The 25,209-nt window shown below is 32.4% G+C and carries 23 protein-coding genes; 10 read left to right on the top strand and 13 right to left on the bottom strand.

Annotated features, from left to right (window positions below; genetic code table 11):
- Nucleotides 1–94: 94 nt before the first annotated feature.
- The 7 genes from AC3QL1_RS16360 to AC3QL1_RS16330 all read right to left on the bottom strand — a co-directional run bounded on the left by AC3QL1_RS16360 (nt 95) and on the right by AC3QL1_RS16330 (nt 6,518).
- Nucleotides 95–1,201, bottom strand: a complete 1,107-nt coding sequence (locus AC3QL1_RS16360; RefSeq protein WP_492493027.1) for an AI-2E family transporter — start codon at nt 1,199–1,201, stop codon at nt 95–97.
- Nucleotides 1,202–1,318: 117 nt separating this feature from the next.
- Complete coding sequence (locus AC3QL1_RS16355; RefSeq protein ID WP_492493025.1) at nt 1,319–1,849, bottom strand: mechanosensitive ion channel domain-containing protein; 531 nt, start codon at nt 1,847–1,849, stop codon at nt 1,319–1,321.
- Nucleotides 1,850–1,859: 10 nt separating this feature from the next.
- Nucleotides 1,860–2,444 carry a Maf-like protein gene (locus AC3QL1_RS16350; RefSeq protein ID WP_492493023.1) on the bottom strand — a complete coding sequence of 195 codons (585 nt, stop codon included), beginning with the start codon at nt 2,442–2,444 and terminating at the stop codon, nt 1,860–1,862.
- Nucleotides 2,437–3,363 carry a geranylgeranylglycerol-phosphate geranylgeranyltransferase gene (locus tag AC3QL1_RS16345; protein WP_492493022.1) on the bottom strand — a complete coding sequence of 309 codons (927 nt, stop codon included), beginning with the start codon at nt 3,361–3,363 and terminating at the stop codon, nt 2,437–2,439. Before AC3QL1_RS16345 ends, AC3QL1_RS16350 begins: the two co-directional genes overlap by 8 nt.
- A gap of 130 nt (nt 3,364–3,493) precedes the next feature.
- Nucleotides 3,494–4,021 carry a KdsC family phosphatase gene (locus AC3QL1_RS16340; RefSeq protein WP_492493020.1) on the bottom strand — a complete coding sequence of 176 codons (528 nt, stop codon included), beginning with the start codon at nt 4,019–4,021 and terminating at the stop codon, nt 3,494–3,496.
- Complete coding sequence (locus AC3QL1_RS16335) at nt 4,005–4,766, bottom strand: Rossmann-like and DUF2520 domain-containing protein (RefSeq protein WP_492493018.1); 762 nt, start codon at nt 4,764–4,766, stop codon at nt 4,005–4,007. The genes AC3QL1_RS16340 and AC3QL1_RS16335 overlap by 17 nt, the downstream gene beginning before the upstream one ends.
- A 63-nt stretch (nt 4,767–4,829) precedes the next feature.
- Complete coding sequence (locus AC3QL1_RS16330; protein WP_492493017.1) at nt 4,830–6,518, bottom strand: glycoside hydrolase family 28 protein; 1,689 nt, start codon at nt 6,516–6,518, stop codon at nt 4,830–4,832.
- Nucleotides 6,519–6,820: 302 nt separating this feature from the next.
- Here AC3QL1_RS16330 and AC3QL1_RS16325 point away from each other — a divergent pair, with 302 nt between their 5' ends.
- Nucleotides 6,821–10,018 (top strand): cytochrome c biogenesis protein, encoded by a 3,198-nt coding sequence (locus AC3QL1_RS16325; RefSeq protein WP_492493015.1) that lies wholly within the window; start codon nt 6,821–6,823, stop codon nt 10,016–10,018.
- Nucleotides 10,019–10,084: 66 nt separating this feature from the next.
- Here AC3QL1_RS16325 and AC3QL1_RS16320 read toward each other — a convergent pair whose 3' ends face one another.
- The 4 genes from AC3QL1_RS16320 to AC3QL1_RS16305 form a co-directional block, all read right to left on the bottom strand.
- Nucleotides 10,085–10,816 (bottom strand): DUF3667 domain-containing protein, encoded by a 732-nt coding sequence (locus AC3QL1_RS16320; protein WP_492493013.1) that lies wholly within the window; start codon nt 10,814–10,816, stop codon nt 10,085–10,087.
- 17 nt (nt 10,817–10,833) lie between these two features.
- Nucleotides 10,834–11,220 carry a DoxX family protein gene (locus AC3QL1_RS16315; protein ID WP_492493012.1) on the bottom strand — a complete coding sequence of 129 codons (387 nt, stop codon included), beginning with the start codon at nt 11,218–11,220 and terminating at the stop codon, nt 10,834–10,836.
- Between the two features lie 98 nt (nt 11,221–11,318).
- Nucleotides 11,319–12,107, bottom strand: coding sequence for an anti-sigma factor (locus AC3QL1_RS16310; RefSeq protein ID WP_492493011.1), 789 nt, complete (start codon nt 12,105–12,107; stop codon nt 11,319–11,321).
- On the bottom strand, nt 12,107–12,637 hold the full coding sequence (locus AC3QL1_RS16305) for an RNA polymerase sigma factor (RefSeq protein ID WP_492493009.1): 531 nt from the start codon (nt 12,635–12,637) through the stop codon (nt 12,107–12,109). The genes AC3QL1_RS16310 and AC3QL1_RS16305 overlap by 1 nt, the downstream gene beginning before the upstream one ends.
- Before the next feature lie 301 nt (nt 12,638–12,938).
- On the opposite strand from AC3QL1_RS16305, the gene AC3QL1_RS16300 reads away from it, so the two are divergent.
- Nucleotides 12,939–13,112, top strand: a complete 174-nt coding sequence (locus tag AC3QL1_RS16300; protein ID WP_492493007.1) for a hypothetical protein — start codon at nt 12,939–12,941, stop codon at nt 13,110–13,112.
- Nucleotides 13,113–13,480: 368 nt separating this feature from the next.
- Nucleotides 13,481–14,068, top strand: coding sequence for a glutathione peroxidase (locus tag AC3QL1_RS16295; protein ID WP_492493005.1), 588 nt, complete (start codon nt 13,481–13,483; stop codon nt 14,066–14,068).
- Between the two features lie 208 nt (nt 14,069–14,276).
- Here the strand turns inward: AC3QL1_RS16295 and AC3QL1_RS16290 are convergent, their stop codons facing one another.
- Nucleotides 14,277–14,774, bottom strand: a complete 498-nt coding sequence (locus AC3QL1_RS16290; RefSeq protein WP_492493003.1) for a GNAT family N-acetyltransferase — start codon at nt 14,772–14,774, stop codon at nt 14,277–14,279.
- Between the two features lie 78 nt (nt 14,775–14,852).
- A complete protein-coding gene (locus tag AC3QL1_RS16285; RefSeq protein WP_492493001.1) occupies nt 14,853–16,031 on the bottom strand; it encodes a thioredoxin family protein in 1,179 nt (392 codons plus the stop codon).
- 174 nt (nt 16,032–16,205) lie between these two features.
- On the opposite strand from AC3QL1_RS16285, the gene menD reads away from it, so the two are divergent.
- The 7 genes from menD to AC3QL1_RS16250 all read left to right on the top strand — a co-directional run bounded on the left by menD (nt 16,206) and on the right by AC3QL1_RS16250 (nt 25,164).
- Complete coding sequence (gene menD / locus AC3QL1_RS16280) at nt 16,206–17,867, top strand: 2-succinyl-5-enolpyruvyl-6-hydroxy-3-cyclohexene-1-carboxylic-acid synthase (RefSeq protein ID WP_492492999.1); 1,662 nt, start codon at nt 16,206–16,208, stop codon at nt 17,865–17,867.
- Between the two features lie 90 nt (nt 17,868–17,957).
- Nucleotides 17,958–18,302, top strand: coding sequence for a DUF2853 family protein (locus AC3QL1_RS16275; protein WP_492492997.1), 345 nt, complete (start codon nt 17,958–17,960; stop codon nt 18,300–18,302).
- Nucleotides 18,303–18,497: 195 nt separating this feature from the next.
- On the top strand, nt 18,498–19,355 hold the full coding sequence (locus tag AC3QL1_RS16270) for a CvfB family protein (protein WP_492492996.1): 858 nt from the start codon (nt 18,498–18,500) through the stop codon (nt 19,353–19,355).
- 1,566 nt (nt 19,356–20,921) lie between these two features.
- Nucleotides 20,922–21,755 carry a 1,4-dihydroxy-2-naphthoyl-CoA synthase gene (locus AC3QL1_RS16265; RefSeq protein WP_035681238.1) on the top strand — a complete coding sequence of 278 codons (834 nt, stop codon included), beginning with the start codon at nt 20,922–20,924 and terminating at the stop codon, nt 21,753–21,755.
- A gap of 180 nt (nt 21,756–21,935) precedes the next feature.
- Complete coding sequence (gene menA, locus AC3QL1_RS16260; RefSeq protein WP_492492994.1) at nt 21,936–22,898, top strand: 1,4-dihydroxy-2-naphthoate octaprenyltransferase; 963 nt, start codon at nt 21,936–21,938, stop codon at nt 22,896–22,898.
- A gap of 29 nt (nt 22,899–22,927) precedes the next feature.
- Nucleotides 22,928–23,605, top strand: coding sequence for a metal-dependent hydrolase (locus tag AC3QL1_RS16255; RefSeq protein WP_492492992.1), 678 nt, complete (start codon nt 22,928–22,930; stop codon nt 23,603–23,605).
- Between the two features lie 356 nt (nt 23,606–23,961).
- Nucleotides 23,962–25,164, top strand: coding sequence for a tetratricopeptide repeat protein (locus tag AC3QL1_RS16250; protein WP_492492991.1), 1,203 nt, complete (start codon nt 23,962–23,964; stop codon nt 25,162–25,164).
- Nucleotides 25,165–25,209: the final 45 nt, after the last annotated feature.

Below are 25,209 nucleotides of genomic sequence, written 5' to 3'. Positions count from 1 at the left end.
TTTTTAATTTTCGAAACATTAAGTATAGTTGGCTTATTACAGATAATTTTTACATGAATATAAGATAAATAATACAGATATTTTTAAAATCTAATTATTTGATTTCGATTGGTCGTTTTCGTATTCTCCACGTAAATTTCTTGGGCATATGATTTCCCATTAAATAACCCCAAGGTTCTAATGATTCTATTCTTTCAAAAATAATTTTTAAAATAGCCAAAAGCGGAATTGCCAAAAACATACCCGAAATTCCTGCCGCAGCGCCACCCACAATGATTCCCAGAATGGAGACAAAGGCATTAATTTCAACTTTAGAATTAATAATTAACGGCACAAGTAAATTATTATCAATTAACTGCACGACAACATTCACAATTAAAATGCTAATAAATACAGAAGTATCCGGCGTTCCTGATAAGGTAGCCAAAAGAGTGATAACTCCGGCAATTGTAATACCGATATAAGGAATCAGATTTAAAATTCCGGTTATTAATCCTAAGAGGATAAAATATTTGACACCAACAATCCAAAGGCCTAAACCTGTCAGAACTGAAACTACAATCATTTCTAATAATAAACTAACAATGTAATTATTTATCGAAACGCGTATTTGCGCCAAAATATCTTTTAGCGCAGAATGATCTTCCTTGTTCACCAACTTCGCTAGAAAAAGAATAAAATGATCTTTATAAAGCAGAAACAAAAAGGTGTAAATTGGAATAATAGTACAATCTATTAGAAGATCTGTGATAGATAATATTGCAGTACCTAAGGTAACAACGCCACTATTTTTAACGGAATCTTTTGTGACCGTATCAAGGTATTTTTTTTGTTCGCCAATACTAATGTGAAAATTATCTTTTACAAACTTGTGAACCTCAGTAATAAAGACATTTGTGTTTTTCTTAATTGTATCAAAATCATTGGCAATGTCTTTAACCTGATAGGAGATAAAAACCAATATCCCTACAATAACGGCGGCAAATATAAGAACGCAGATAATCGCAGCAAGATGTCTGGGAAATTTAAGTCTGACGTTTAAAAGTGTGAAAATAGGAAGTAATAAAACTGCAAATAAAAAGGCCATCAATACGGGAGTAATGATATCTTTTCCCATACAAAAAATAGTCGCAAAACAAATTAAACTTATAAGTATAAAGGAAAGCTTAGCATAAAATGGCAATTTTATAGTTCGAATCATTGGTATAGAAATTAGGTTTAGATAGATCGAAAAATGATCTTAACAAAATTCCTTAATTCTAAACTAAATTATGTTCTACGTTTTTTGAATTACCTTACAAGATTCCCATTACAAATTTCAATCAAAAAATTCTCTTTCTTCATAATGACTTGGCATAATCGAAATTCCCTTTTGAAGTAAAAGATTATTTGGAAAAATGATTCTTTCGCCATCTTTTGTTCGAAGATTGACATGAAAAGCACTAATGTCTTCTATTTCAGCTTCTATTGGAAAATCTTTATCATGAATTTTAATTGTATCCCCAATTCTGAAAGGAAAAGAAAAGAACAAAATCATTCCGGAAGTAATATTGCTCAAAATAGACCATTGCGCAAACATAGCCACACCAATTACAGTTGCAATTGAAGAAACGGTAATAAAAATATCCTTTGTATCAACACCCCAAATCACGATAAGACTTATCGTAACCAAAACGTTCATTAAGATGTGAATGTATTTGATTACCAGATTAGTTCGGTGTTCTAATAATTGACTTGAATGTGCATAACGACGAATTAATTTTGCAATAATAATACGCAATGCAATTAATGTAAAAAGGAGAATTATCGTGGATACTATTTCCTGGCTATATTCTTTGAAAGAAAACATAAATGAATTTTTACACTAAAGTACTCAAATATTCGTAAACTTTGGCTGTTGGCAAGCCCATAACATTGGTATATGAACCTTCGACTTTTTCAACTGCCATAAAACCAAACCATTCCTGAATGCCATAAGCTCCGGCTTTATCATAAGGTTTGTAGTTTTCTATATAATAGGAAATAGCTTCATCAGACAAATCTGTGAAAGTTACTTTTGTAACATCATTAATTAGAGTAGAGCCGGTATTAGTTTTAAAACAAACCGATGTAAATACTTCGTGCGTAGCATTTGACATTGATTTGATCATTTCAAAAGCTTCTTCGGCACTTTTTGGTTTTCCCAAAGCTTTATTTTGATGCCACACAATGGTATCGCTCGTCACTAAAATTTCATTTTCTTTTAATTCACCATCAAAAGCGCTGGCTTTTAGTTCGGCTAAATAATCTGTGATTTCAACGGCCTTTAATTCAGGCGGATAAATCTCTTCAATATCTTTCAGTCTAATTTCAAAATCAAGATCTAAGTCTTTGAAAAACTGTTGTCTTCGAGGCGAACCCGAAGCCAGAATTAAAGTATATTTTTTTAATTTTTCTTTAAGCATTATATTTGATATTTAAGGTAATAACCAAAATAGATAAAATTCCAAAAAGCAAAATCAGTTTTAAAATTGTACTTAAATGCTGGAAATCTTTTTGAGATTTGGCACTCATTATTTTAACGGCAAAATATCCTAAAGGTGCTAAAACAAACGCAAACGCATATAAAGTCACAATATAGAGGTTGTTCTCAATAAAATATTTATCGATGTAAAACAAAGTTAGAATAAACGGAATTGCGGAAAATCCTAATGCTACTTTCGCAGCCCGGCTATTTCCTATTGCAATTGGTAATGTATTCATTCCCTGATTGTAATCGCCATTTACATCTTCGATATCTTTTATAATTTCACGAATAAAATTAATCATAAAAGCAAATATGGCATAATCAATTAAAATGGAAAACATACTCGCCATCTGAGCTTTATTTTCAATAGTAGTTGCCGGAAAAAGATCGAAAACCCCAATAATAATGACGCTTAAAGCCAATAATAAGGCTACTACAAAATTTCCTAAAACCATGATTTGCTTTAAGGATGTAGAATAAAAATAAAGCAACGAAGCAATGAATATAAAAATTACTGCAAAAGTAGGTCTCATAATCACGTTTGACAAATAACAGCCAATCGCAACTCCGGTAACATTTAGTCCGAAATAAATATTATAAGCACGCGTTTCCGAAATTCCTTTGCCAACCACAACATCATTTGGTTTGTTGATTGTATCGGTTGCAACATCAAGAATATTATTAATTACATATCCGGCAGCCGCCAATAAAACACTACTTAAAACCAATAATCCATATTGCCAATCGGCCAGAGCCAAGGGAATATCCTGCTGTTTTAAAAAAGCATAACGAAATAAAAGCTGCATAAAAGCCAGCATGAGTAGGTTTTGATAACGTATTAGTTTGAGGTATTTCATCTGTGTAAGGTTCAAAGGTTCAGAGGAACAAAGGTTCAAAGGTTTTGTTGCAATCTTTGTCAAAGTTTAACTTTGACAAAGATAATATTACGTACTGACTGAAAACTGTAACTGGGACTGAGACTAAAAATTAATCGTGTTTTCCGTTAAAATATTCCATCCATTTTCCCTGTACTTTCATCACTTGTTCGATTACGTCGCGTGCAGCGCCTCTTCCGCCTTTTACGTGTGAGATATAACCGGAAATATTCTTGATTTCAGGACTTGCATCTTGTGGGCAGGTTGGCAATCCTACTAATTTCATGACATGAAAATCGGGAATATCGTCGCCCATATATAACACTTGTTCCGGTTTAATATTATATAGTTCAATATATTCTTTAAAGGTTTTAACTTTATCCGGAGTTCCTAAATGAATATCGGTAATACCCAGATTACGAAGTCTTACGCGTACACCTTCATTGCTTCCGCCAGAAATAACACAAACATTATAGCCGCTTTCTACAGCTGCTTTCATCGCGTAACCATCACGAATATTCATCGTGCGAAGAATTTCTCCTTCGCTGGTTACAAAAACAGAACTGTCTGTAAGTACGCCATCAACATCAAAAATAAATGTGGTGATGTCGTTCATTATTTCTTTATAACTTTTTGCCATTATTTTGTATAGATTGTGTTAGTATTTTATATATATTTTTTTGATTTTCGTCGCTTAAGTACTCCAAATGTGCATCAATGGTAATCGAGTCATGGCGTTTTGCTGGTCCGGTTTGAGCGTCAATTGGGTTTAGGGTATTTATTTTATCAGCCGTTTCCTGAATCAAAGGTTTCAGGATTTCGAAAGGAACCTGGTTTGCTTCACAAATTTCCTGACCAATCTGATATAAATGATTGGTAAAATTATTGACAAAAACAGCTGCAACATGCAATGCTTTTCGCTGTTCTGAATTGATAGGAAAAACGGAGTTTGAAATGCTTTTGGCAACAGTTTCTAAAACTCTGAAATCAAATGTATTTTCAGCTTCCACACAAATTGGAATCGCTGAAAAATCAACCTCTTTATTTTTAGAAAAAGTCTGAAGTGGATAAAAAACGCCTTGACGATTTTTATCATCCAAAGTTTCAATTGAAGCCGTTCCCGAAGTATGGGCCACAAGTTGATTGTTGAAAGGTAATTGTGCTGAAACTTCAGCAATTGCGTTGTCTGTAACGGCAATAATATATAAATCGGCTTCTTTTAAATCGGTAAAATCATCAACAATTTTATCAAATTCAATTACAGCACTTAAAGTTTCTTTTTTTCGCGAAAAAACCTGCACAATTTCGATAGCTTCACTTTTATCAAAAGCTTTTATCAAATGCTGTGCGACATTTCCCGAACCAATTAGCGTTATTTTAATCATAACGCAAAATTAGCATTATTTTTTTAAAGTAGAGACGCACAGCAGTGCGTCTCTTGTATAGTTTTACAATTTAACCGCTCCTTTAGCAACAGTTTCACCAATTGTAGTTTTTTTAGAATAATCTGTTTCCTTAGAAGAAACCAATTCAATTTTCTCACTCGCAGCGCCGTCAATTGTAACCGCTTTTGGAGAAGTTGAGCTGAATTCTACATCTTTTAAAGTCATATTTTTTCCGTTATAGATTTGAAAAACAGTCGAATCCTGAATATCTAATTTCACATTTGTGATTTTTATTCCGTTTGCATCGATAATTGAAAAGCCTTTTTCTGCTTTAGCAGTTAAGTTTGAGATTTCGATGTTTTCCAGATTCATTTCAGGCAAACCTTGTAAAAAGACCGCTTGGTAAGCTCCTGAAATTGTAATGTTTTTTATCGAAATATTTTTAAACTGAGGCGTTTCTTCATTAACCGGAACTGCTTTTGTGCTGATTTTATTTCCGCCTTCAGCTAAAGTTTCGGCGATAGATTTTCCTCCATAATAAAGGTCAAAAGAAATTGCCTGCGATGGAATATCAGTCATAAAAATATCTGAAATGAAGATATTCTCCACAATTCCACCACGTCCGCGTGTACTTTTAAAACGCAATCCAACATCAGTTCCCATAAAAGTACAGTTGGAAACATGCAGGTTTTTTACACCTCCTGACATTTCGCTTCCTACCGTAACTCCGCCATGTCCGTGATATACGACATTATTTCTTACGATGATATTTTCGCATGGAACTCCGCGATCACGACCATCTTTATCTTTTCCTGATTTGATGCAAATGGCGTCATCACCAACATCAAAACTGGAATTTTCTATCAATACATTTTTGCAGGATTCTACATCTAGACCGTCTCCGTTTTGAGAATACCATGGATTTCTAACCGTTACATTTCTAACAATTAAATCTTCAATCATTAAAGGATGAATATTCCAGGCTGGAGAATTTTGAAAAACGGGCCCGTCAAAAAGCACTCTTTTACTATTTTGAATGCTGACCATAACCGGCCGTAAAAAATCATGAATAGCTTCAAATTCTTCTTTGGTTTTCAAATCAAGACGTACGTTTTGATCTGCTCCAACAGCAGCCTTCATAAATGTTTCAGAAGGATACCAACTGTCTTTTTTCTCATTTAAAACACCACCTGAAGCCACAAATTTTTTCCATTGGCTATCGGTCAATTTGCTTTTTTTAACTTGTCTCCAAACTTCTCCCGAACCATCCCAAACGCCACTACCTGTAAAAGCAATATTCTCCAGGTTTTTACCGTAAATAGGAGAGATGCAGCGCCATGTATTTAAACCTTCAAAACTGGTTTCTATAATAGGATATAAACTTTTATCTGGTGAAAATTTAATCAAAGCTCCGGTTTCAGCATGTAATTCGATATTGCTTTTCAGGATAATGGGTCCTGTAAGCCAGATTCCCGGCGGAATAACCACTTTTCCTCCGCCTTTTTTTGATACAGCGTCAATAGCATCTGCGAAAGCCTTTGTATTTAAAACATAACCGCCATTTACAGCGCCAAAATCTTTTATATTAACTGAGTTATTAGGAATTTTAGGTTCCTGAACTTTTGACATTTTAAATTCAATTCCGGCATAAGTTTCATTAGATTTTGACTTTTGAGCAGAAATATCCTGAGAGAAGCAAGTTGCCAAAAATACTGCCAGAAGACCTAATAAATTGATTTGTTTAGTTTTCATTTTGAGTGTGGTTATTTGATAGTGTAATTATTATTCTGAAACTAGATTTTTATTAATAGTAAAATAAATCACTATTTTTAAATATAAATTAAAAATGTAATCGATTACACAAATCTATAAAAAATATTTAGATTTAAAAAAGAAATGTTTGTTCATATTAAAAACAGTTTTAACTTAAAAGGCCACGAGTTGAATCTTTTTTTTAAGACTTTTTTTTGGTTTTAATTAACAAATCTCAAATATTGGAACTCAACATTTTTAAGTACTTTTGTGGCACTTTTATACAATGTAATTCCTCAAAAATGGATAAAAAAATATTCTCTTTTTTGTTTTCTACACGATTAATGGCCGTTCTTTTTTTAACATTTGCAATCGCAATGGGTGTTGGAACTTTTATCGAAAGTAGATACAATACTGATACAGCCCGAATTTTAGTTTACAATACCTGGTGGTTCGAGGCTATAATGGTTTTCTTCATGATCAATTTCTTCGGAAACATCAAACGTTATCAATTATTGAAAAAAGAAAAGTGGGCTACTTTTTTACTTCATATTGCCTTTATTTTTATTCTTTTAGGAGCTTTTATTACACGATATATTAGTTATGAAGGTATGATGCCAATTCGCGAAGGCGCTGCCGAAAATCAAATTTATTCTGATAAAACATTCATAACTATTTTTGCAGATGGTGATTACAAAGGTGAACCGAGGAGAAGAGTTTTCGAAAAAAGCGTTTTATTATCGCCGGTTACCAATAATGATTTTAGCGTTTCAGGAAAATTTGACGAAACTCCTTTTGAAGTGAGTTACAAAAATTATATCATGGGAGCTAAGGAAACTATAAAGCCAAGTGCAAACGGAACTTTATATCTTAAATTGGTTGAAGCAGGAGCAGGCGGGCGTGAAGAACATTTCCTGAAAGAAGGTGAAGTTCAGAATATTCACAATGTTTTATTTGCTTTGAATAAACCAACGGATGGCGCTATAAATATTAATACTAAAGGCGAAAAATATACGATTCAAACTCCTTTTGAAGGACGTTTTATGCGAATGGCCGATAAATTAGAAGGAGACGTTACAAAAGATAATGTACAGCCTTTAATGATGCGTTCTCTATATAGTATTGGCGATATTAGAATCGTTTTTCCGGATCCTGCTATAAAAGGAATTGTTGATTATCAATCAAATAATGATTTTAAAGCCAAATCACATTCAGATGCTTTGATTGTAACTGTAAAAGCGGATGGTCAGGAAAAAGATGTTAGGCTTATAGGTTCTAAAGGCAGTATTGGTGAACCGCAAACCGTAAAAATAGGTAAAATAGAATATACTTTATTCTACGGAAGTAAAGCGTATGTTTTGCCATTTAAAATAAAACTAAACGACTTTATTGCAACGAAATATCCGGGAACTGAAAAAAGTTATTCTGCTTTTGAAAGTAAAGTAACTGTTCAGGATTCTGCAGAAACTTTTGATGCAGATATTTATATGAATCATGTTTTAGATCATAAAGGTTACAGATTTTTTCAATCTTCATTTGATCCCGACGAAAAAGGAACAGTACTTTCTGTAAACCACGATTTCTGGGGAACTTCAATTACTTATTTAGGATATTTTATGTTATTCTTTGGTTTGATGGCTATTATGTTTACCAAACATTCTCGTTTTGCTGATTTGAAACGTAAACTGGAAAATGTGAAAAAGAAGAAAGAAAAATTAATTACCATTTTCATTTTATTATTCAGTTTAAATGGTTTTGCTCAGGCACCGCACGTTCACGAGCATAATCACTCGCATAACGAAGATCCAAATGATCATGCTAATCACGTTACGGCTCCGCCAAGTCAAAAGCAATTAGATTCGCTATTGACAATTTACAAAGCTCCCGTAGAACACGCAGCAAAATTTGGGCGTTTGATTATTCAGGATGCGGGAGGAAGAATGAAGCCTATTAATACTTTTTCATCTGAATTATTGAGAAAAGTAAGCCATAGCGATACATATAACGGAATGAATTCTGATCAGGTATTTTTGTCAATGACACAATACGCCCAGGTTTGGATACAAATTCCGATTATCTATATTAAATCAGGAAATGACAGTATTCGTAAAATTATTGGTGTTGACAAGGAAGCAAAATTTGCTCCTTTTGTAAATTTCTTTGATGCAAACGGAAACTATAAATTATCTCCTTATTTAGATGCTGCTTACAAAGCCGCAAATCCAAATCAGTTTGAGAAAGATTTTATTGAAACTGATAAAAAAGTAAACTTAATGGAATCCGCTTTAAGCGGAAGCATTTTGAAAATATTTCCAATTCCGAATGATCCCAACCATAAATGGGTTTCTTATTTAGAGCGTCAGCAAGGAGGTTTTAAAGGAATGGATTCTACTTATGTGGCACAAATTCTGCCAATGTATTTTAGTGCTTTAAACAACGGTTCGATTTCTAAAAACTTTAGTACAGCAGATCAATTGGTAGAAAGTATTAATGGTTTCCAGAAAAAATTTGGAAGTAAAGTACGTCCGAGCGAGCAAAAAATTGATGCTGAAATTGCCTATAATAAATATGACGTTTTTAAAGTATTGCCATATTGGTACATTACAGCTTCTATTTTAATGTTGATTTTTACAATCGTAAACATCTTTTTTGAGAAAAAATGGCTTCGTATTACGGTGAATGGTTTCCATATCATTATCGGATTATTATTTGCACTTCATACTTTAGGATTAATAGCGCGTTGGTACATTTCAGGACATGCTCCATGGAGTAATGCATACGAATCTATTGTTTATGTGGCTTGGGCAACAATGTTTTTTGGATTGGCTTTTGACAGAAAATCAAAATTAACGGTAGCATCATCTGCCTTTGTAACGGCTATGATTTTAATGGCGGCTTACATGAACTGGATCGATCCGGAAATTGCAAACTTACAACCGGTTTTGAACTCTTATTGGTTAATGATTCACGTAGCGGTTATCGTAGCAAGTTATGGTCCTTTTGCTTTGGGAATGATTTTAGGTTTTGTCGCCTTGATATTGATTTTCTTTACAAATGAGAAGAACAAAGCTAAAATGAGCCTGAACATAAAAGAAATCACCTATATCAACGAAATGGCTTTGACTATTGGTTTGATAATGTTAACAATAGGAAACTTTCTTGGAGGACAATGGGCTAACGAAAGCTGGGGACGTTATTGGGGATGGGATCCAAAAGAAACCTGGGCTTTAATCTCGATTATGGTTTATGCGTTTGTAATTCACGCTCGTTTTGTTCCTTCATTAAGAGGAAAATGGTTCTTTAACTTAATGAGTATGTTTGCTTTTATTTCGATTTTGTTTACGTATTACGGAGTAAACTTTCACTTGGTTGGATTGCATTCCTACGCAAGCGGAGAAGCACATTCTCTAAACTGGATTTGGTATTGTATGGGAACAATTAGTATAATTGGTGCCATTACATATCCAAGTTATCACAAGCATTATAAAAGCAAAAAGTAATATTTAATTCATAAAAAAGGTTCAACATTTTAGTTGAACCTTTTTTTATGCAGAAATTTTATTTAATTATTCAGGCAGTTTTCCTATAATAGCAAGTATTGAAATAAAGAGGGTCATAAAGCAAATTAAAAAAATGATATGACTTAATATCGTTAAAAAGAAAGCTTTTGTTTCTGACATTTTATTAAAAAACTGAATGTTGGTCCAGAATGTTAATATAATTCCAATGGCGTAAGTTAACGATGAAAATTTCGCGGCTTGGTGCGTATTATTTAAATAGATCAATATGGGAAAAGTGAGGATTTGCACAAAAAGTCTTTGTGAAGCCTTATAAGTATTCAATACAAAAAATTCGAAGAAATTATATCCTTGTTTTTTAAAAACAATATACGTTCCAATAGTATAAATTGGAATAGTGGCAATTGTAACCCATGAAAAATGCGTTGCCATCCATTCATTATAATCGCTTAAATCGATTGAGTCTGAAGTAGCTACAAATAAATTGATATGAAAAGAATGGTACAAAAAGCCATACAATGCGCCCAAAACCGCAACTAAAGACAAAGGTTTGAAATGTTTTATTCGTTTTCCCTCAATAAATTCGCGTATTGAATGACCGGGTCTGGTGAATAATTCTTTTACAGAATAAGGAATTCCAGTATCAAAATGTAGTAAACCATGCTGAATATCATGCCATAAAAAATGGGCATTTATTCGATGTGTATCAGCAGGCTGACCACAATTATTACAATAATGGCCTTTGTAATTTTGATGGCAATTTTTACAGATTATTTCCATTTTAAAATTGTTTTGAATTATAGTTGATTTCTTTTTTTCAAACCATTTGGATACATTATTGCCAGCAAAACGCAAATCAATAAAAAGTTATACTCAACACCATTTCTTCCGCCGCCAACCACAAACCAGCCTTCCTGAAAATGAACTAAAATAATTCCCATTATCAGAACAAAAATGGTTACAAAACTGGCTAACTTTACATATTTATTAAGAAGTAAAAGAATTGCCGCAACAATATGAGATAATTTAATGAACCATGCTATAATAACACCAAATGGCGCAAAACCAATCTGATTAAGAAATAAATTGCCAAAATCGTTTATGCCGTTATTAAAAATTCCAAAAACAGAATGGGTGAGAAGTATAACTGCAACTGCAATTCTTAAAAGTAGATTTCCGTTCATATTATAATAGATTGGTTTTTAGTATTTTGAATTAAAAATAATAAAAAAACGCACATTAATAAATTAATATGCGTTTTAGATTTATGTCAAATTGCAATTTAAACTTTTCCTAAAGTATATAATTGTGTCATTGTAGGCGTTAAACTTCCGCCGGCAGGCTCAAGTGTAATTCCAAAAGCTTCTGCTGAATCTGTCTGATCTACAGCAAATATCTTTTGATCGTTTTGATCAAAATTATCCAGTAAACCAATACTTGTTGGCGTAAGAACCGGACTTAATTTTAAAGACCAAACTTGGTATACCATTCCTTTTGGTGGTTTTGGCAAACCAGCAGCATCAATATAAGTCGTTTTGGTATCTTTATTCCAGTATACTTTTGCAAATGATGTTGGAGAAACTGCCTGACCGCCCAATGTTACACCGGTATTTTTAATATCTCTAACAATAGTTAGATTTTTCTCTGTTTCTTTATTTTGCTGATCTAAATAAGCAAACTCTCTTTGAATTTTATTTTTTTCATTACCAACAGTTGCAATAGCTTCTTTGGTTTTTGTTAATTCTAAAGTTTGATATCCAAGACCTAAAAGCATTACCACTGCAGCTGCCCAGCCCACATATTGAGACCAGTTTGATGCCGGTTTCATATCGACTACTTTGCCGTGTTTCAGTTCCAGACGTGCTTTTATTTTCTCGAAATTGGCTACCGAGTGAAAAGGAGAAAAACTGGAAGATAGTGCTACAATTGCTTTTTCTATCGCAAGGATTTCCTGTTCAACTTCGGGATTTTTTTTGGCCAGTTCGGCGATTTCCAGATTTTCTGCTTCGGTTAATAAACCATAAACGTAAAGTTCCAGAGTTCCTGATTCTATATATTCTTGTGCTTCCATTAGATTTTTAAATAGTTACGTAAATCGTTAATACAGTTTCTGTTTTGTGTTTTGATAGTTCCCAACGGAATTGCCAGTTCTTCTGACGCTTCTTGTTGAGTATATCCTTTAAAGAATAATAAGTCAATAATTTCAATACACTTTGGTTTCAATTTTTTTACAAATTCCTGAATCCCGATTGTGTCAATTTTATTAGTAAGCTTATTACTGTCATCTAACAGATTTACGAAATTATCTGAAGAAAGGTTTTTTTGGCTGTTATTAAAGTTTTTAGATCTTAACTTATCTATGCTCGTATTACGGGCTATATTAAGGATCCAGGTGTAAAATCGGCCTTTACTTTCGTTGTATGAATCTATGTTTTTCCATATTTTAACAAAAACTTCCTGCAAAACATCTTCAGATTCTTCGCGATTTTTTATCAGAACATTGATAACCGAAAATAAACTTTTCGAATACATATCATACAAATGGGTAAAAGCTCTTTCGTCTTTCTTGTAAATTAAAACTAACAATTCTTCTTGACTCATAGATGTGGATTTTTAAGCTTAAACAAAATTTTAGGAAATATTTTATTACAATGAGATAAAGATAATTTATTTTTTTATGAAAAAACACTTTTTTTTTATTGCTCTTAACCCTTTAAACATAAGGGATGAAGAAAAAAATAAGAAAAAAATCACTTTTTTTTGATTTTTTTAAAACCAAAAATTAATCTCATACGTATATACCATTATAAAAGTAAGTGAAATAATACAGAAGTAAAAAAAATAGATAAAAGCCGACAGCAAGTTTCAAAAAGTAAATTTCAATAATCAAAAAATTAGTGTCATGAATTACATACATAAATTAAAAATATTGATAGTTGCCTTAACAAGCGTTTTGCAATTTGCAAATTATACCGGCAGCAAAGTTCGTAAAGGTATTGTTCGAAATAACCTATCTGAAGTATCTGTAAATGATAACTCAGAAAACATAAAAGATATTGTTGATATAGGATTTTAAGATATAAAAATTTATAGTTGATGAGGATCGGACTTCCAGCCGAAAATTTTACCCAAATTACAAACAGCCAGACAAGAGAACCATTTGAAAATTATACAAGCCAATCATTTATAAAGTAAGCGGAGTTAGTAAATCAGGGATAAAATAAATTTTCATCATAACCGTGATACGTCAACTATAATTTAAATAATAAAGCAAAAACTGCTTAGAAAATTTATTTCATGGTTTGATTTGTTTGTATGGGGAGAAGCCTAACGAGTGATTAACGTTAGGCTTCATTTTTTTATTTAACTTTTGATTAATAAAAAATAATCCAGCAAATAACCTCTAAGAAACTGATTTTGATTAATTTTATAAAAAATTAAAACATGAAAAAAATAATATTAATGGCGTATGGTGCACTACTTTTATTTAGCTGCCAAAACCAAGCGCAAACCAATAAAACAAAAACGCCTAAAACGGATAAAATCATGACAAAAGAAACTATTTATCAATTTAAAGTAGAAGATTTATCAGGAAATCCTTTTGATTTTGCTTCCTTAAAAGGTAAAAAAGTAATGATTGTAAATACGGCTTCAAAATGTGGTTTAACGCCTCAATACAAAGATCTTGAAGCGATTTATAAAGAATATAAAGATAAAGGTTTTGTAATTGTAGGTTTTCCGGCAAACAATTTTGCATCTCAGGAACCAGGCACAAATGAAGAAATTGGTGCTTTCTGTCAACAAAATTATGGTGTAACTTTTCCTATGATGGACAAAGTTTCGGTAAAAGGAGATGATATGTGCGAAGTGTACAAATTCCTTACTCAAAAATCTAAAAACGGTTTACAGGATTCTGAAGTAGAATGGAACTTTCAAAAATACCTGATCAACGAACAAGGCGAATTGGTAAAAGTAATTAAACCAAGAACTTTGCCTACAGATCCTGAGGTTATTAACTGGATAAAAAGTTAATTAATAAACTATCAAACCAAACAATCCGCAAATTTGAATTTTCAAGTTTGTGGATTTTTTTATGTTTTTACCTCAAAGAGCGCAAAGAAGATTTAAACAAAGTTCGAAGGATTATAGAAAAAATAAAAAAATCCGTCTAAAATCCGCGTTTTCGCTTTAGCGAATCTGTTTCATACGTGTATATATTGTGCCCTTTCCGGTTAAATATCTACTTCAATATCAACTGCATAAAAACCAAATCCAGCCAATGATCAAATTTATACCCAACTTCACGAATTGTTCCGGTTATTGTAAAACCAAATTTTTCATGAAAAGCAATACTTCCTGCATTATCAGCATCAATGGCACCAATCATAACATGATAACCTTGTTCTTTTGCCAAACGAATTAATTCTGTTAATAATTGAGAACCAATACCTTTTCCTATTATGTGATCGACAACATAAACAGAATGTTCAACCGTATATTGATAGCCAATTTTTTCACGAAATTGTCCGTAACTTCCAAAACCAACAACTTCTCCGTCTAGATCGGCAACAACAATAGGCAGGTTTTTCATTTTTTTATCTTCAAACCATTTTGTCTGTACTTCAATTGTTTGAATGTCATAATTGTAATTTGCCGTTGTATGTAAAATAGAATGATTTACAATTTCCAGAATTTTTTCTAAATCATTTGCTGTTGCAGGTCTAAGTATAATACTCATTAGTGTTTTTGTTTTTTTGGAGATAAATTTACGATTAAATCAAACAAATTTCACATAATAATCGTGAATTAATGGCTATTATTTCGCGTTCAGTTCCGCTAATAAAGCATCGACATCTTTAGAATTCCAGTTCATTTCCTTAGAAATTGTTTTGGCATCTTTAGCATATTTTAAAGCAGATTTTTTATCTTTTATTTTATTGTAAAGCCTTGCCAAAAGTAGATTCCCGTCATAAGAATCATTTAATTCTAAAGAATGTTTTACCCAGAAAATTGATTTTTTCAGGCTTTCTTCATCTGTAATATGTTTCAAATATGTTTGTCCAATATCTTTCAAAAAACTGGCATCATTCCAAACTAATTTCTGAGTATCTTCAAGTGTAATTTTTTTATAAAACTCCCATTTTTCGGTTCTTTCGGCCAAAGTTAAATCAAACTTAAAAACAAGAGAATCGGTTTTTTGCAAACGAATTGATTTTGCGATTTCCCTTTGTTTGTAATAGTTTACCGTATCTAAATTATCAACGTAAGGACGCAATAATTCCGTTACAATATTTTCAATTTTGCGATCAACACGATTTTGCGAAGCCACTGCGGCAAATTCCTTTTGGTGATTTAAAACAAACTGAAATTCTCTCGAATTAATATCCGTAACGCCATTAGCAATCACGCGCCAGTTGGTTTCACTAATTAACTGGGCATCAGATTGTGTATTAAGGTAAATATGTGTGGGAATTGATAAATCAGTTCGGTCTTTTCCTTTTTTCAACGTGTTTAAATAAGCAAAAAATAAGGTTGAATTGCCTGGATCAGCCAGAAATTGTTTTTCTAAATAGGGCAATTGCATCTTTGGATTTAAGGCATAATTGGCTTCCGTCAAAAATTCTGCTTTTTTCGATTCTCCTTTTAAAGCATATAATAAGGTCTCATTATTTGGATCTATAAACAAAAAAGTAGGCAATGATTTGGTATTGAATTTATCCTTAAGTGCAATTCCTTCTTCTTTTTCGATGTTTTTCCAAATACAGACATAGTTTTTCTTAAGAAAATCCATAACGCCAGCATCACTGAATACGTCTTTTTTCATTTGATTACAATGCGGACACCAATCGGCGTAAAGCATTACAAAAAGTGGTTTTCCTTGTTTTTTTGCTGTTTCAAGACCAGTTTTATAAGGTGTATCATCTGGAACAAACTGATTTTGAGATTTTACAGTTTGAATGGTAAGAAATATTAAAAGCAGATAAAAGAAACGCATACTATTATTTTTTATCGAAAATTCCGTTGCACAAATATATCCTCTTTTTACAAAAGCAATCTTAATATCTTCCTAATTTATAAGCAAAATCCAGTGTGAAGTTTGTAACTTTGTAAGATCAAAAGGAATCTCATCTTTATAGATTTTCTTTAAAAAAAATAATACGCCATAAGAATGATTTACCCCAAAATACCGCTTGCACAAAGCATTATCGAAATTTGTTCAGCAAAAGGAATCACTAATATCATAATTTCCCCGGGATCACGAAATGCACCTTTAACAATAGGCTTTGCACAAAATCCAAATTTTACCTGTTATAGCATTGCAGATGAGCGTTGTGCTGCATTTTTTGCTTTAGGAATTGCGCAGCAGACTAAAATTCCAACCGCCATTATTTGCACGTCAGGTTCTGCCTTATTAAATTATTATCCGGCTTTTGCGGAAGCATTTTACAGTGAGATTCCGTTAATTGTCATTTCTGCAGATCGTCCGCAAAGTAAAATTGATATTGGAGACGGACAAACAATTCGTCAGGAAAATGTTTTTCAGAATCATTCCGTTTTTAATGCTAATCTAACCGAAGACGCTTCAGAAGAAAATGATTTAAAAATCAATAAAGCTATTGAAACGGCAATTCTTCAAAAAGGTCCGGTTCATATAAATGCACCTTTTGAAGAACCTCTTTATCAAACTGTTGAAACACTTTCGGTTCATCCAAAAATAACAGCTTTAAAAGAAAACAAAAGAATTGCAACCATTGAAAATGCAGCAGAATTTGTTTCGGAGTGGAATTCTGCAAAGCGCAAATTAATTATGGTTGGGGTGAACGAATCAAATTCTATTGATCCAGAAATTATTGAAAATTTTGCCAATGATCCTTCAATTGTGGTGTTGACAGAAACAACATCAAATCTTCATCATCCTCGTTTTATTAATAGTATTGATACTTTAATTACACCATTTGAAGATTTTGATTTTCAGGAATTTCAGCCAGAAATTTTAGTGACTTTTGGCGGAATGATTGTTTCGAAAAGAATCAAGGCTTTTTTACGAAAATACAAACCAAACGAGCATTGGCATATCGATACTTTGCGTGCCTACAATACTTTTGATGCAAATACAAAACATGTGGTCATGGAGCCAAATGATTTTTTTACCGATTTGTTTTCAAAAACTACTTTTACAGAAAGTGATTATTTTTCTAAAATTGACAAAATATACTATTTACGCAAAATAAGAAAGCAAGAATATTTAAGTAAAATTCAGTTTTCAGATTTTAAGGTTTTCGAGAAAGTAATTGAATCATTGCCTAAAAATAGTCAGTTACAGATAAGCAATAGTTCTGCAATTCGATACGCACAATTGATTGATATTGATGCGTCTGTCGAAGTATTTTGCAATAGAGGGACAAGCGGAATTGACGGAAGTACATCGACAGCGATCGGAGCGGCGGTAGGAAGCCAAAAGCAAAACGTATTTATAACCGGCGACATTAGCTTTTTGTATGATAGTAATGCTTTATGGAATTCGTACATTCCTAAAAACTTCAAAATCATATTAATTAATAATGGCGGCGGCGGAATTTTCAGGATTTTGCCCGGACATGAAGAAAAACCTGTTTTCAATACTTATTTTGAAACTTCACATCATTTAACTGCAGAGCATTTGGCCAAAATGTATAAGTTCAACTATTTGACAGCAAACGATGTAGATTCATTGGAGGATGGTTTAAAATCTTTTTACAACAATAATGATAATCCTGTAATTCTGGAAGTTTTTACACCGACATTAGAAAACGATATAATCTTAAAACAATACTTTAAAGAGTTGGTTTAATTTTGTAGTAAAAATAGTGTTAAAATTTATGTTTTGCTAAATAAATGTTTTAGATTTGATCCCGAAAGATTAATCTAATAAACATATATTATGAGTGCAAGAGCAGAATTAATTAAAAAGTATGCCGAAGATTTGAAAGAGAAATGTGGAGTAACACCAGACATGGATTTACTAACAAAAGTAACAATTGGTTGTGGACCATCAATATACAATGCTGATGCATCAACGGTTGCTGCAACTCAACATTCTGAAATAGATACTGTAAAGAAAAATTTCCTGATTAAAAAATTAGGCTTGCCAAATGGTCCGGAATTAGAAGCGGCAATTCATTCGGTTCTTGAAAAATATGGACATTCGAACAAACATAAATACAGAGCAGTTGTTTATTATTTATTGACAGTACACTTCAAAAAAGAAAGTGTTTATAATAAGTAATTTTCTATTTAACTATTATATAAAAAGCATCCTTAGTGATGCTTTTTTCATTTTATTTTATGAGAGTTTTAAAAATTCCAATAAATATAGGATTTACTCCTTTTAATCTCAAACATTTTTCTTTGAACCATTTTCAAACTTCGTACATTTGCACCTTAGAAACTTAGTTGCTTTGTGATTTAGAACCTCATTATAATGATTGAAATAGGAAAATACAATACACTTACCATATTACGGGATACCAAAGTTGGATTATTTTTAGGAAATCCTGAAAAAGATCCGGAAGGAATTCACGATATATTATTACCCAATAAATACGTACCAAATGAATTTGAAATAGGCGAGGAGCTTATTGTTTTTGTTTATTTAGATCACGAACAGCGTCCAGTTGCCACAACTCTTGAACCTTATATATTATTAAATGAATTTGCTCTTTTGCGAGTAAATTACATCAATCAGGTTGGTGCTTTTATGGATTGGGGAATGGAAAAAGATATTCTGGTTCCGTTTAAAGAACAGGCGCGTCCAATGGAAAAAGGAAAACGCTACCTGGTTTACCTTTATATGGATGAAAAAACCAATCGTTTGGTAGCGTCAAGTAAATTGAACCAATTTTTAAGCAACGATCAGCTTACTGTTGAAAAAGGAGAAGAAGTGGATTTAATCGTTTCGCATATAACCGAATTAGGTATTAATGTAATCATCAATGAACAGCATAAAGGATTATTGTATAAAGATGAAGTTTATGATGACGCCATCAGAACCGGTGACAGAATGCGCGGATATATCAAAAACATTCGTCCTGATAATAAAATAGACGTAGCATTGCAAGTGCAAGGTTATCAAAGCATTGAACCAAATGCAGAGAAAATTTTAGATGAATTGCGTGCTAACAGAGGTTTTTTACGTTTAAATGATAACTCTCATCCCGAGGATATTAAAACGGTATTGAAAATGAGTAAAAAAACGTTTAAAAAAGCAATTGGAGCTTTATATAAAGAAAAGCTCATTGAAATAAAAGAAGATGGGATTTATTTGATTCAGGAGAATTAAAAATTAAATTCCAATATCTTTAAATTCCAAATTAATATATAAGTTGGAATTTGGAATTTTTATTTTGGAATATATTTCAATTAAAATATAGCCCGAGGTTTCAACCTTGGGGAACGTATGAAATTAGAATATTTTATCCAAACGGTTGAAACCGTTCGCTTTGTCTGTATTTGGTGGAATTTGGAATTTCTATTATAGAATGTATTTCAATTAATATATAGCCCGAGGTTTCAACCTTGGGAAACGTATGAAATTAAGATATTGTCTCCAAACGGTTGAAACTGTTCGCTATGTCTGCATTTGGTGGAATTTGGAATTTCTATTTTGAAATGTATTTCAATTAAAATATAGCTCGAGGTTTCAACCTTGGGAAACGTATGAAATTAAGATATTGTATCCAAACGGTTGAAACCGTTCGCTATGTCTGTATTTGGTGGAATTTTGAATTTTTAGTATAGAATGTATTTCAATTAAAATATAGCCCGAGGTTTCAACCTTGAGAAACGTATGAAATTAAGATATTGTATCCAAATGGTTGAAACCGTTCGCTTTGTCTGTATTTGGTGGAATTTGGAATTTCTATTATATAATGTATTTCAATTAAGATATAGCCCGAGGTTTCAACCTTGGGAAACGTATGAAATTAGAATATTGTATCCAAACGGTTGAAACCGTTCAATATGTCTGTATTTGGTGGAATTTGGAATTTTTATTATAGAATGTATTTCAATTAAAATATAGCCCGAGGTTTCAACCTTGGGAAACGTATGAAATTAAGATATTGTATCCAAACGGTTGAAACCGTTCGCTATTTCTGCATTTGGTGGAATTTGGAATTTCTATTTTGGAATTTAAAGCGCATTATAACAGGAAAGGCTACTCATTACAAGTAGCCTTTCCCTTTTTATTCTAGTTTTAAAAAAAATTGTAATTAAAAAAAAACAGAAATAAAATTATTCGAATCAATCAAAAAATAAAAGCGTTAAAAATTTTAGAAATTACTTTCTGATTGGGTATGTCTTTAAATAGTTTGCTGCATTCGTATTCAAAAGCAAAAAATTAATTTCACGGCTGAACCATTTGGTTGATAAAATATTTATAGAAAGTTCTTCAATTTTAAATTAGTCCCCATTATCGTAATCCTTTGTTAGACAAACTGAATTAACAATTCTATTCTTTAACCTTAGGTGTTACTATCTCTTCCTTGAAGTTTCAACAAATGCGTAAACCATTTGCTCATCAGTTAAAGTTTTAGCATTCAAAACCCTAAAAAAATGAGCGACAAATTTTTTAAATTTTCTCAAAAAAATCATTTTTTAGGTTAATAAATCAGTGAAAGAAAATCAATCTGAAATCAATAAATTAAATGTATCTAATTGATTTCTAGGCTGTAAAATTACTTCTTTTTTTTTAAACCGAATGTTAAATAATGTTATTTTTTGTAGGGAAATACTAATTGTTAACATTCCGGGTAATTTTAGCAAACACTTAAACTAAATAGAGTAGGTAAAAATATAAAAATGGTTTATTTTTACATTATAATTATTTAAAATAAAACAAATAGAAATGGATTGGATAACTGCCAGAGAATTTGAAGATATAACCTATAAAAAATGTAACGGAGTTGCAAGAATTGCTTTCAACAGACCAAATGTTAGAAATGCTTTTCGCCCAAAAACAACTTCAGAATTGTATCAGGCATTTTATGATGCTCAGGAAGATACGTCAATTGGAGTAGTTTTACTTTCTGCGGAAGGACCATCAACCAAAGATGGAGTGTATTCTTTTTGCAGCGGTGGCGATCAAAACGCACGCGGACATCAGGGTTATGTTGGAGAAGATGGACAGCATCGTTTAAATATTCTTGAAGTGCAGCGTTTAATTCGTTTTATGCCAAAAGTGGTTATTGCGGTTGTTCCGGGATGGGCAGTTGGTGGCGGACATAGTTTGCACGTAGTTTGCGATATGACTTTGGCAAGTAAAGAACATGCTATTTTTAAACAAACAGATGCCGATGTAACCAGTTTTGACGGAGGTTACGGATCTGCATATCTGGCTAAAATGGTAGGTCAGAAAAAAGCACGTGAAATTTTCTTTTTAGGCAGAAACTATTCAGCTCAGGAAGCTATGGATATGGGAATGGTTAATGCCGTAATTCCACACGATGAGTTAGAAGATACAGCATACGAATGGGCACAGGAAATTCTACAAAAATCACCAACCTCTATCAAAATGCTAAAATTCGCCATGAACTTAACAGATGACGGAATGGTGGGGCAACAGGTTTTTGCCGGCGAAGCTACTCGTTTAGCCTACATGACCGAAGAAGCAAAAGAAGGAAGAAATGCCTTTTTGGAAAAAAGAAAACCAAATTTTGGCGAAAATAAATGGTTGCCATAAAGTGTAATTAACTTTTAGTCTCAGTGCCAGTTTTCAGTCACATTATGAAAACGGATACTGGTCTGAAAGTTTTTTAAGAATTTAAATAAAAATATAATCAAACCAATTTTAAGTTACAGCTAAGTCTGAAAACTGACACTGGGACTGAAAACTTTTCTAGAAAATCTAAAATAAAAAATAATGAAACATTGGATTGAAGCCGCCAGATTGCGCACATTGCCTTTATCAGTTTCCGGAATTATCGTAGGAAGTATATACGCCTTATCAAACCCAACCTCGACTATTGATACACCAACAGAAGTTTTTAGCTGGAAAATTTTTGGCTTTGCACTTATAACAACACTTGGTTTACAGGTTTTATCCAATTTTGCAAATGATTACGGCGACGGCGTAAAAGGTACCGACAATGCCGACCGAGTTGGTCCACAGCGTGCTATACAAAGCGGTGTTATCACGCCGCAAGCGATGAAAAAAGCTATTATAATAACGTCATTATTAACGCTTTTATCTGCAATAATCCTGATTTATTTTGCTTTTGGAGAAAGTAATTTTGGATATTCTATTTTCTTTTTATTATTAGGAATCGCCGCAATTGCTTCTGCAATTCGCTATACCATTGGTAATTCAGCTTATGGTTATAAAGGTTTTGGAGATCTATTTGTGTTTATTTTCTTCGGATTGGTAAGTACTTTAGGCGTGAATTTTTTATATTCAAAAGAAGTAGATCCGATATTAATTTTACCTGCAATTTCAATAGGTTTATTAAGCGTTGGTGTTTTAAACCTGAACAATATGCGCGATGAAGAATCAGACAGAAAATCCGGAAAAAATACAATCGTAGTACAAATTGGCGGAGCAAAAGCAAAGATTTATCATTTTACATTAATTATTACCGCAATGCTTTTGGTAGTGGTTTTTGCAATTTTAAGCCATTACCGTTTCGATCAATATTTGTTTTTACTGGCTTATATTCCTTTAACTAAACATTTAATTACCGTTTATAAAAACCAGAATCCTAAGTTATTAGATCCTGAATTAAAAAAACTCGCACTTAGTACATTCCTGCTATCTATATTATTGACAGTATGTATGATTTCGCTGATTTCAGACATATTTGTTAATCTTTTTTTAGGCGGAAGATAAAATAAAGTTCAACTTTTAAAACTCATCAAATGAAAATTACATTTTACGGACATGCTTCTTTAGGGATCGAAGTAGGAGGAAAACATATTCTTGTTGATCCTTTTATTACTGGAAATCCAAAAGCTGCAGCAATCGACATAAACACACTTAAAGCAGATTATATTTTACTAACGCATGCACATGGCGATCACGTTCTGGACGTTGAAGCTATTGCAAAACGCACCAATGCTACAATCGTTTCTAATGCAGAAATTACGAGTTATTATGCACAAAGAGAATTAAAAGCGCATCCGATGAATCACGGTGGAAGCTGGAAATTTGATTTCGGAAAAGTAAAATATGTAAACGCAATTCACTCCAGTTCTTTTCCTGACGGAAGTTACGGCGGAAATCCCGGAGGTTTTGTAATCGAAAGCGAGCATAAAAATATCTATATTGCCGGCGATACAGCACTTACAATGGATATGAAATTGATTCCGTTAAGAACAAAATTAGATTTGGCTATTCTTCCAATCGGAAATAATTTTACAATGGATGTTGAAGATGCTATTATTGCTTCTGATTTTGTAGAATGTGATAAAATTCTGGGTTATCATTTTGATACATTTGGTTATATCGAAATCAACCATGAAGATGCCATTCGCAAATTTTTTGATAAAGGAAAAGATTTGATGCTTCTTAATATAGGAGAATCAATCGAGCTATAAATTAAGGAATAATTTGTCATCTGAGCGGAGCCGAATGATAAGGAGCTATTTCCCGCTTTCGGCTATATCTTTTTTGAGGCAATGAAAAATTTGCCTCAAAAAAGGATACCGCCTCTATCGGGGCTATGGCTTTAGTTTTCATAAGAAAATTATTTTGGCACAATATATGTCATTTCTACGAGGAAAATTGCAATAACTAATTGTCAAAGATTACTGTTTTCTTTGCAGCGTTTAATGTGTGATTTTCTCCTTTTCGAAATGAAAATGGATAAATAAAGCTTAATCATTTTAATCTGAAATCTGTGGCGAACAAACAATTAGAGAAAATTAGTGTAATTTGTGGCAAAAAAAATAATATGACTTTCAAAAAACTAGTCCTATTTCTTTTAATTTCTATTTCATATAACTCTTTTGCACAAAAAGATGGTTACTGGGACAAAGAACGAGCTACTACAAAAGAAATTATAGTGTACGCCCGTGACAGAATCGCGCTGACAACCGAAGATTTACCTGTTGGTACAACTGAAATTGTGTATAGAATTACACTTTTAGACGAGAATCAACAAATGGCAAATAGTCTGGTTTCAGTACTAAAGGCGATTCCGGATCCTACAGGAATAAGTCAGGGTTCTGCCGGTGCTGTTTTTTTAATGTCAAAAATTTCCGGAGACGACACTTGTACTTATGCATTATTTACTTCAGGTGAAAACGCAAAAAAATATATTGAAGACGGAAAAACAGATAAAGCCTGTTACGCACAAGTTGACGCTGTCAGTAAAGATGCAAAACGATTATCGCTGGATAAATCGTCTTGTTTAGGTCAAAACATAAGTACAATTTGGTTTGGTTTTCACAGTAAAAACTGGGTTATGAATCAAAAAATTGTTTTAGAAGTTGTGCCGTGGGTTGATACAAAACTAAATCGAGGCTGGAATCAGGATAACAAAAACGAAATTATCAGTTTATGCAAAACATCAACAATGGCACAAAAAATGGCCAATTCTGACGATTTTTGCGTTTGTATTTTGGATAAAATTATAAAAAAATATCGTTATTCAGAATTCCAAAAACTATTGCCTATTGAGAAAAATAAAGCATACAAAGATTTTGGGAATGCCTGTTACGGAGATGCCGATATTTCTAAAAACGTTTATAACGACTTGAGAACACAAGCTTCGGTATTAATAAAAGCGCAAAAATACAACGAAGCAATTCCAAAATTAAACACCATCATTAATGACGGAAAAGCCACAGCGCTGGATTACAGCTCTATTGGATATTGCTATATTTTGACAAAACAATATGCAAAAGCAATTAAAGCATTAAAAGAAGGTGAAAAACTCGACGATACAGAATTGTTGGTAAAACTGAATCTTGCTCACGTTTATTTAGTTAGTGATGATTACAGCGAAGCAAAAGCGATTTATAAAAAATACCAAACCCAAAACGTCACTGACAGTTTGAGCTGGACAGAGAAAACGAAACTTGATTTTGCTGCATTTCAAAAAGCAGGATTGCCATCAAAAGATTTCGAAAAAATCTTAAAACTTTATAATTAAAAAATTTTCACCATATAAGTGATATAAGTTCATTTAAATAGTTTT

It is taken from the genome of Flavobacterium sp. GW823-FHT04A11 (assembly GCF_058796535.1).
This window is presented reverse-complemented; position numbering and strand designations above follow the sequence as displayed.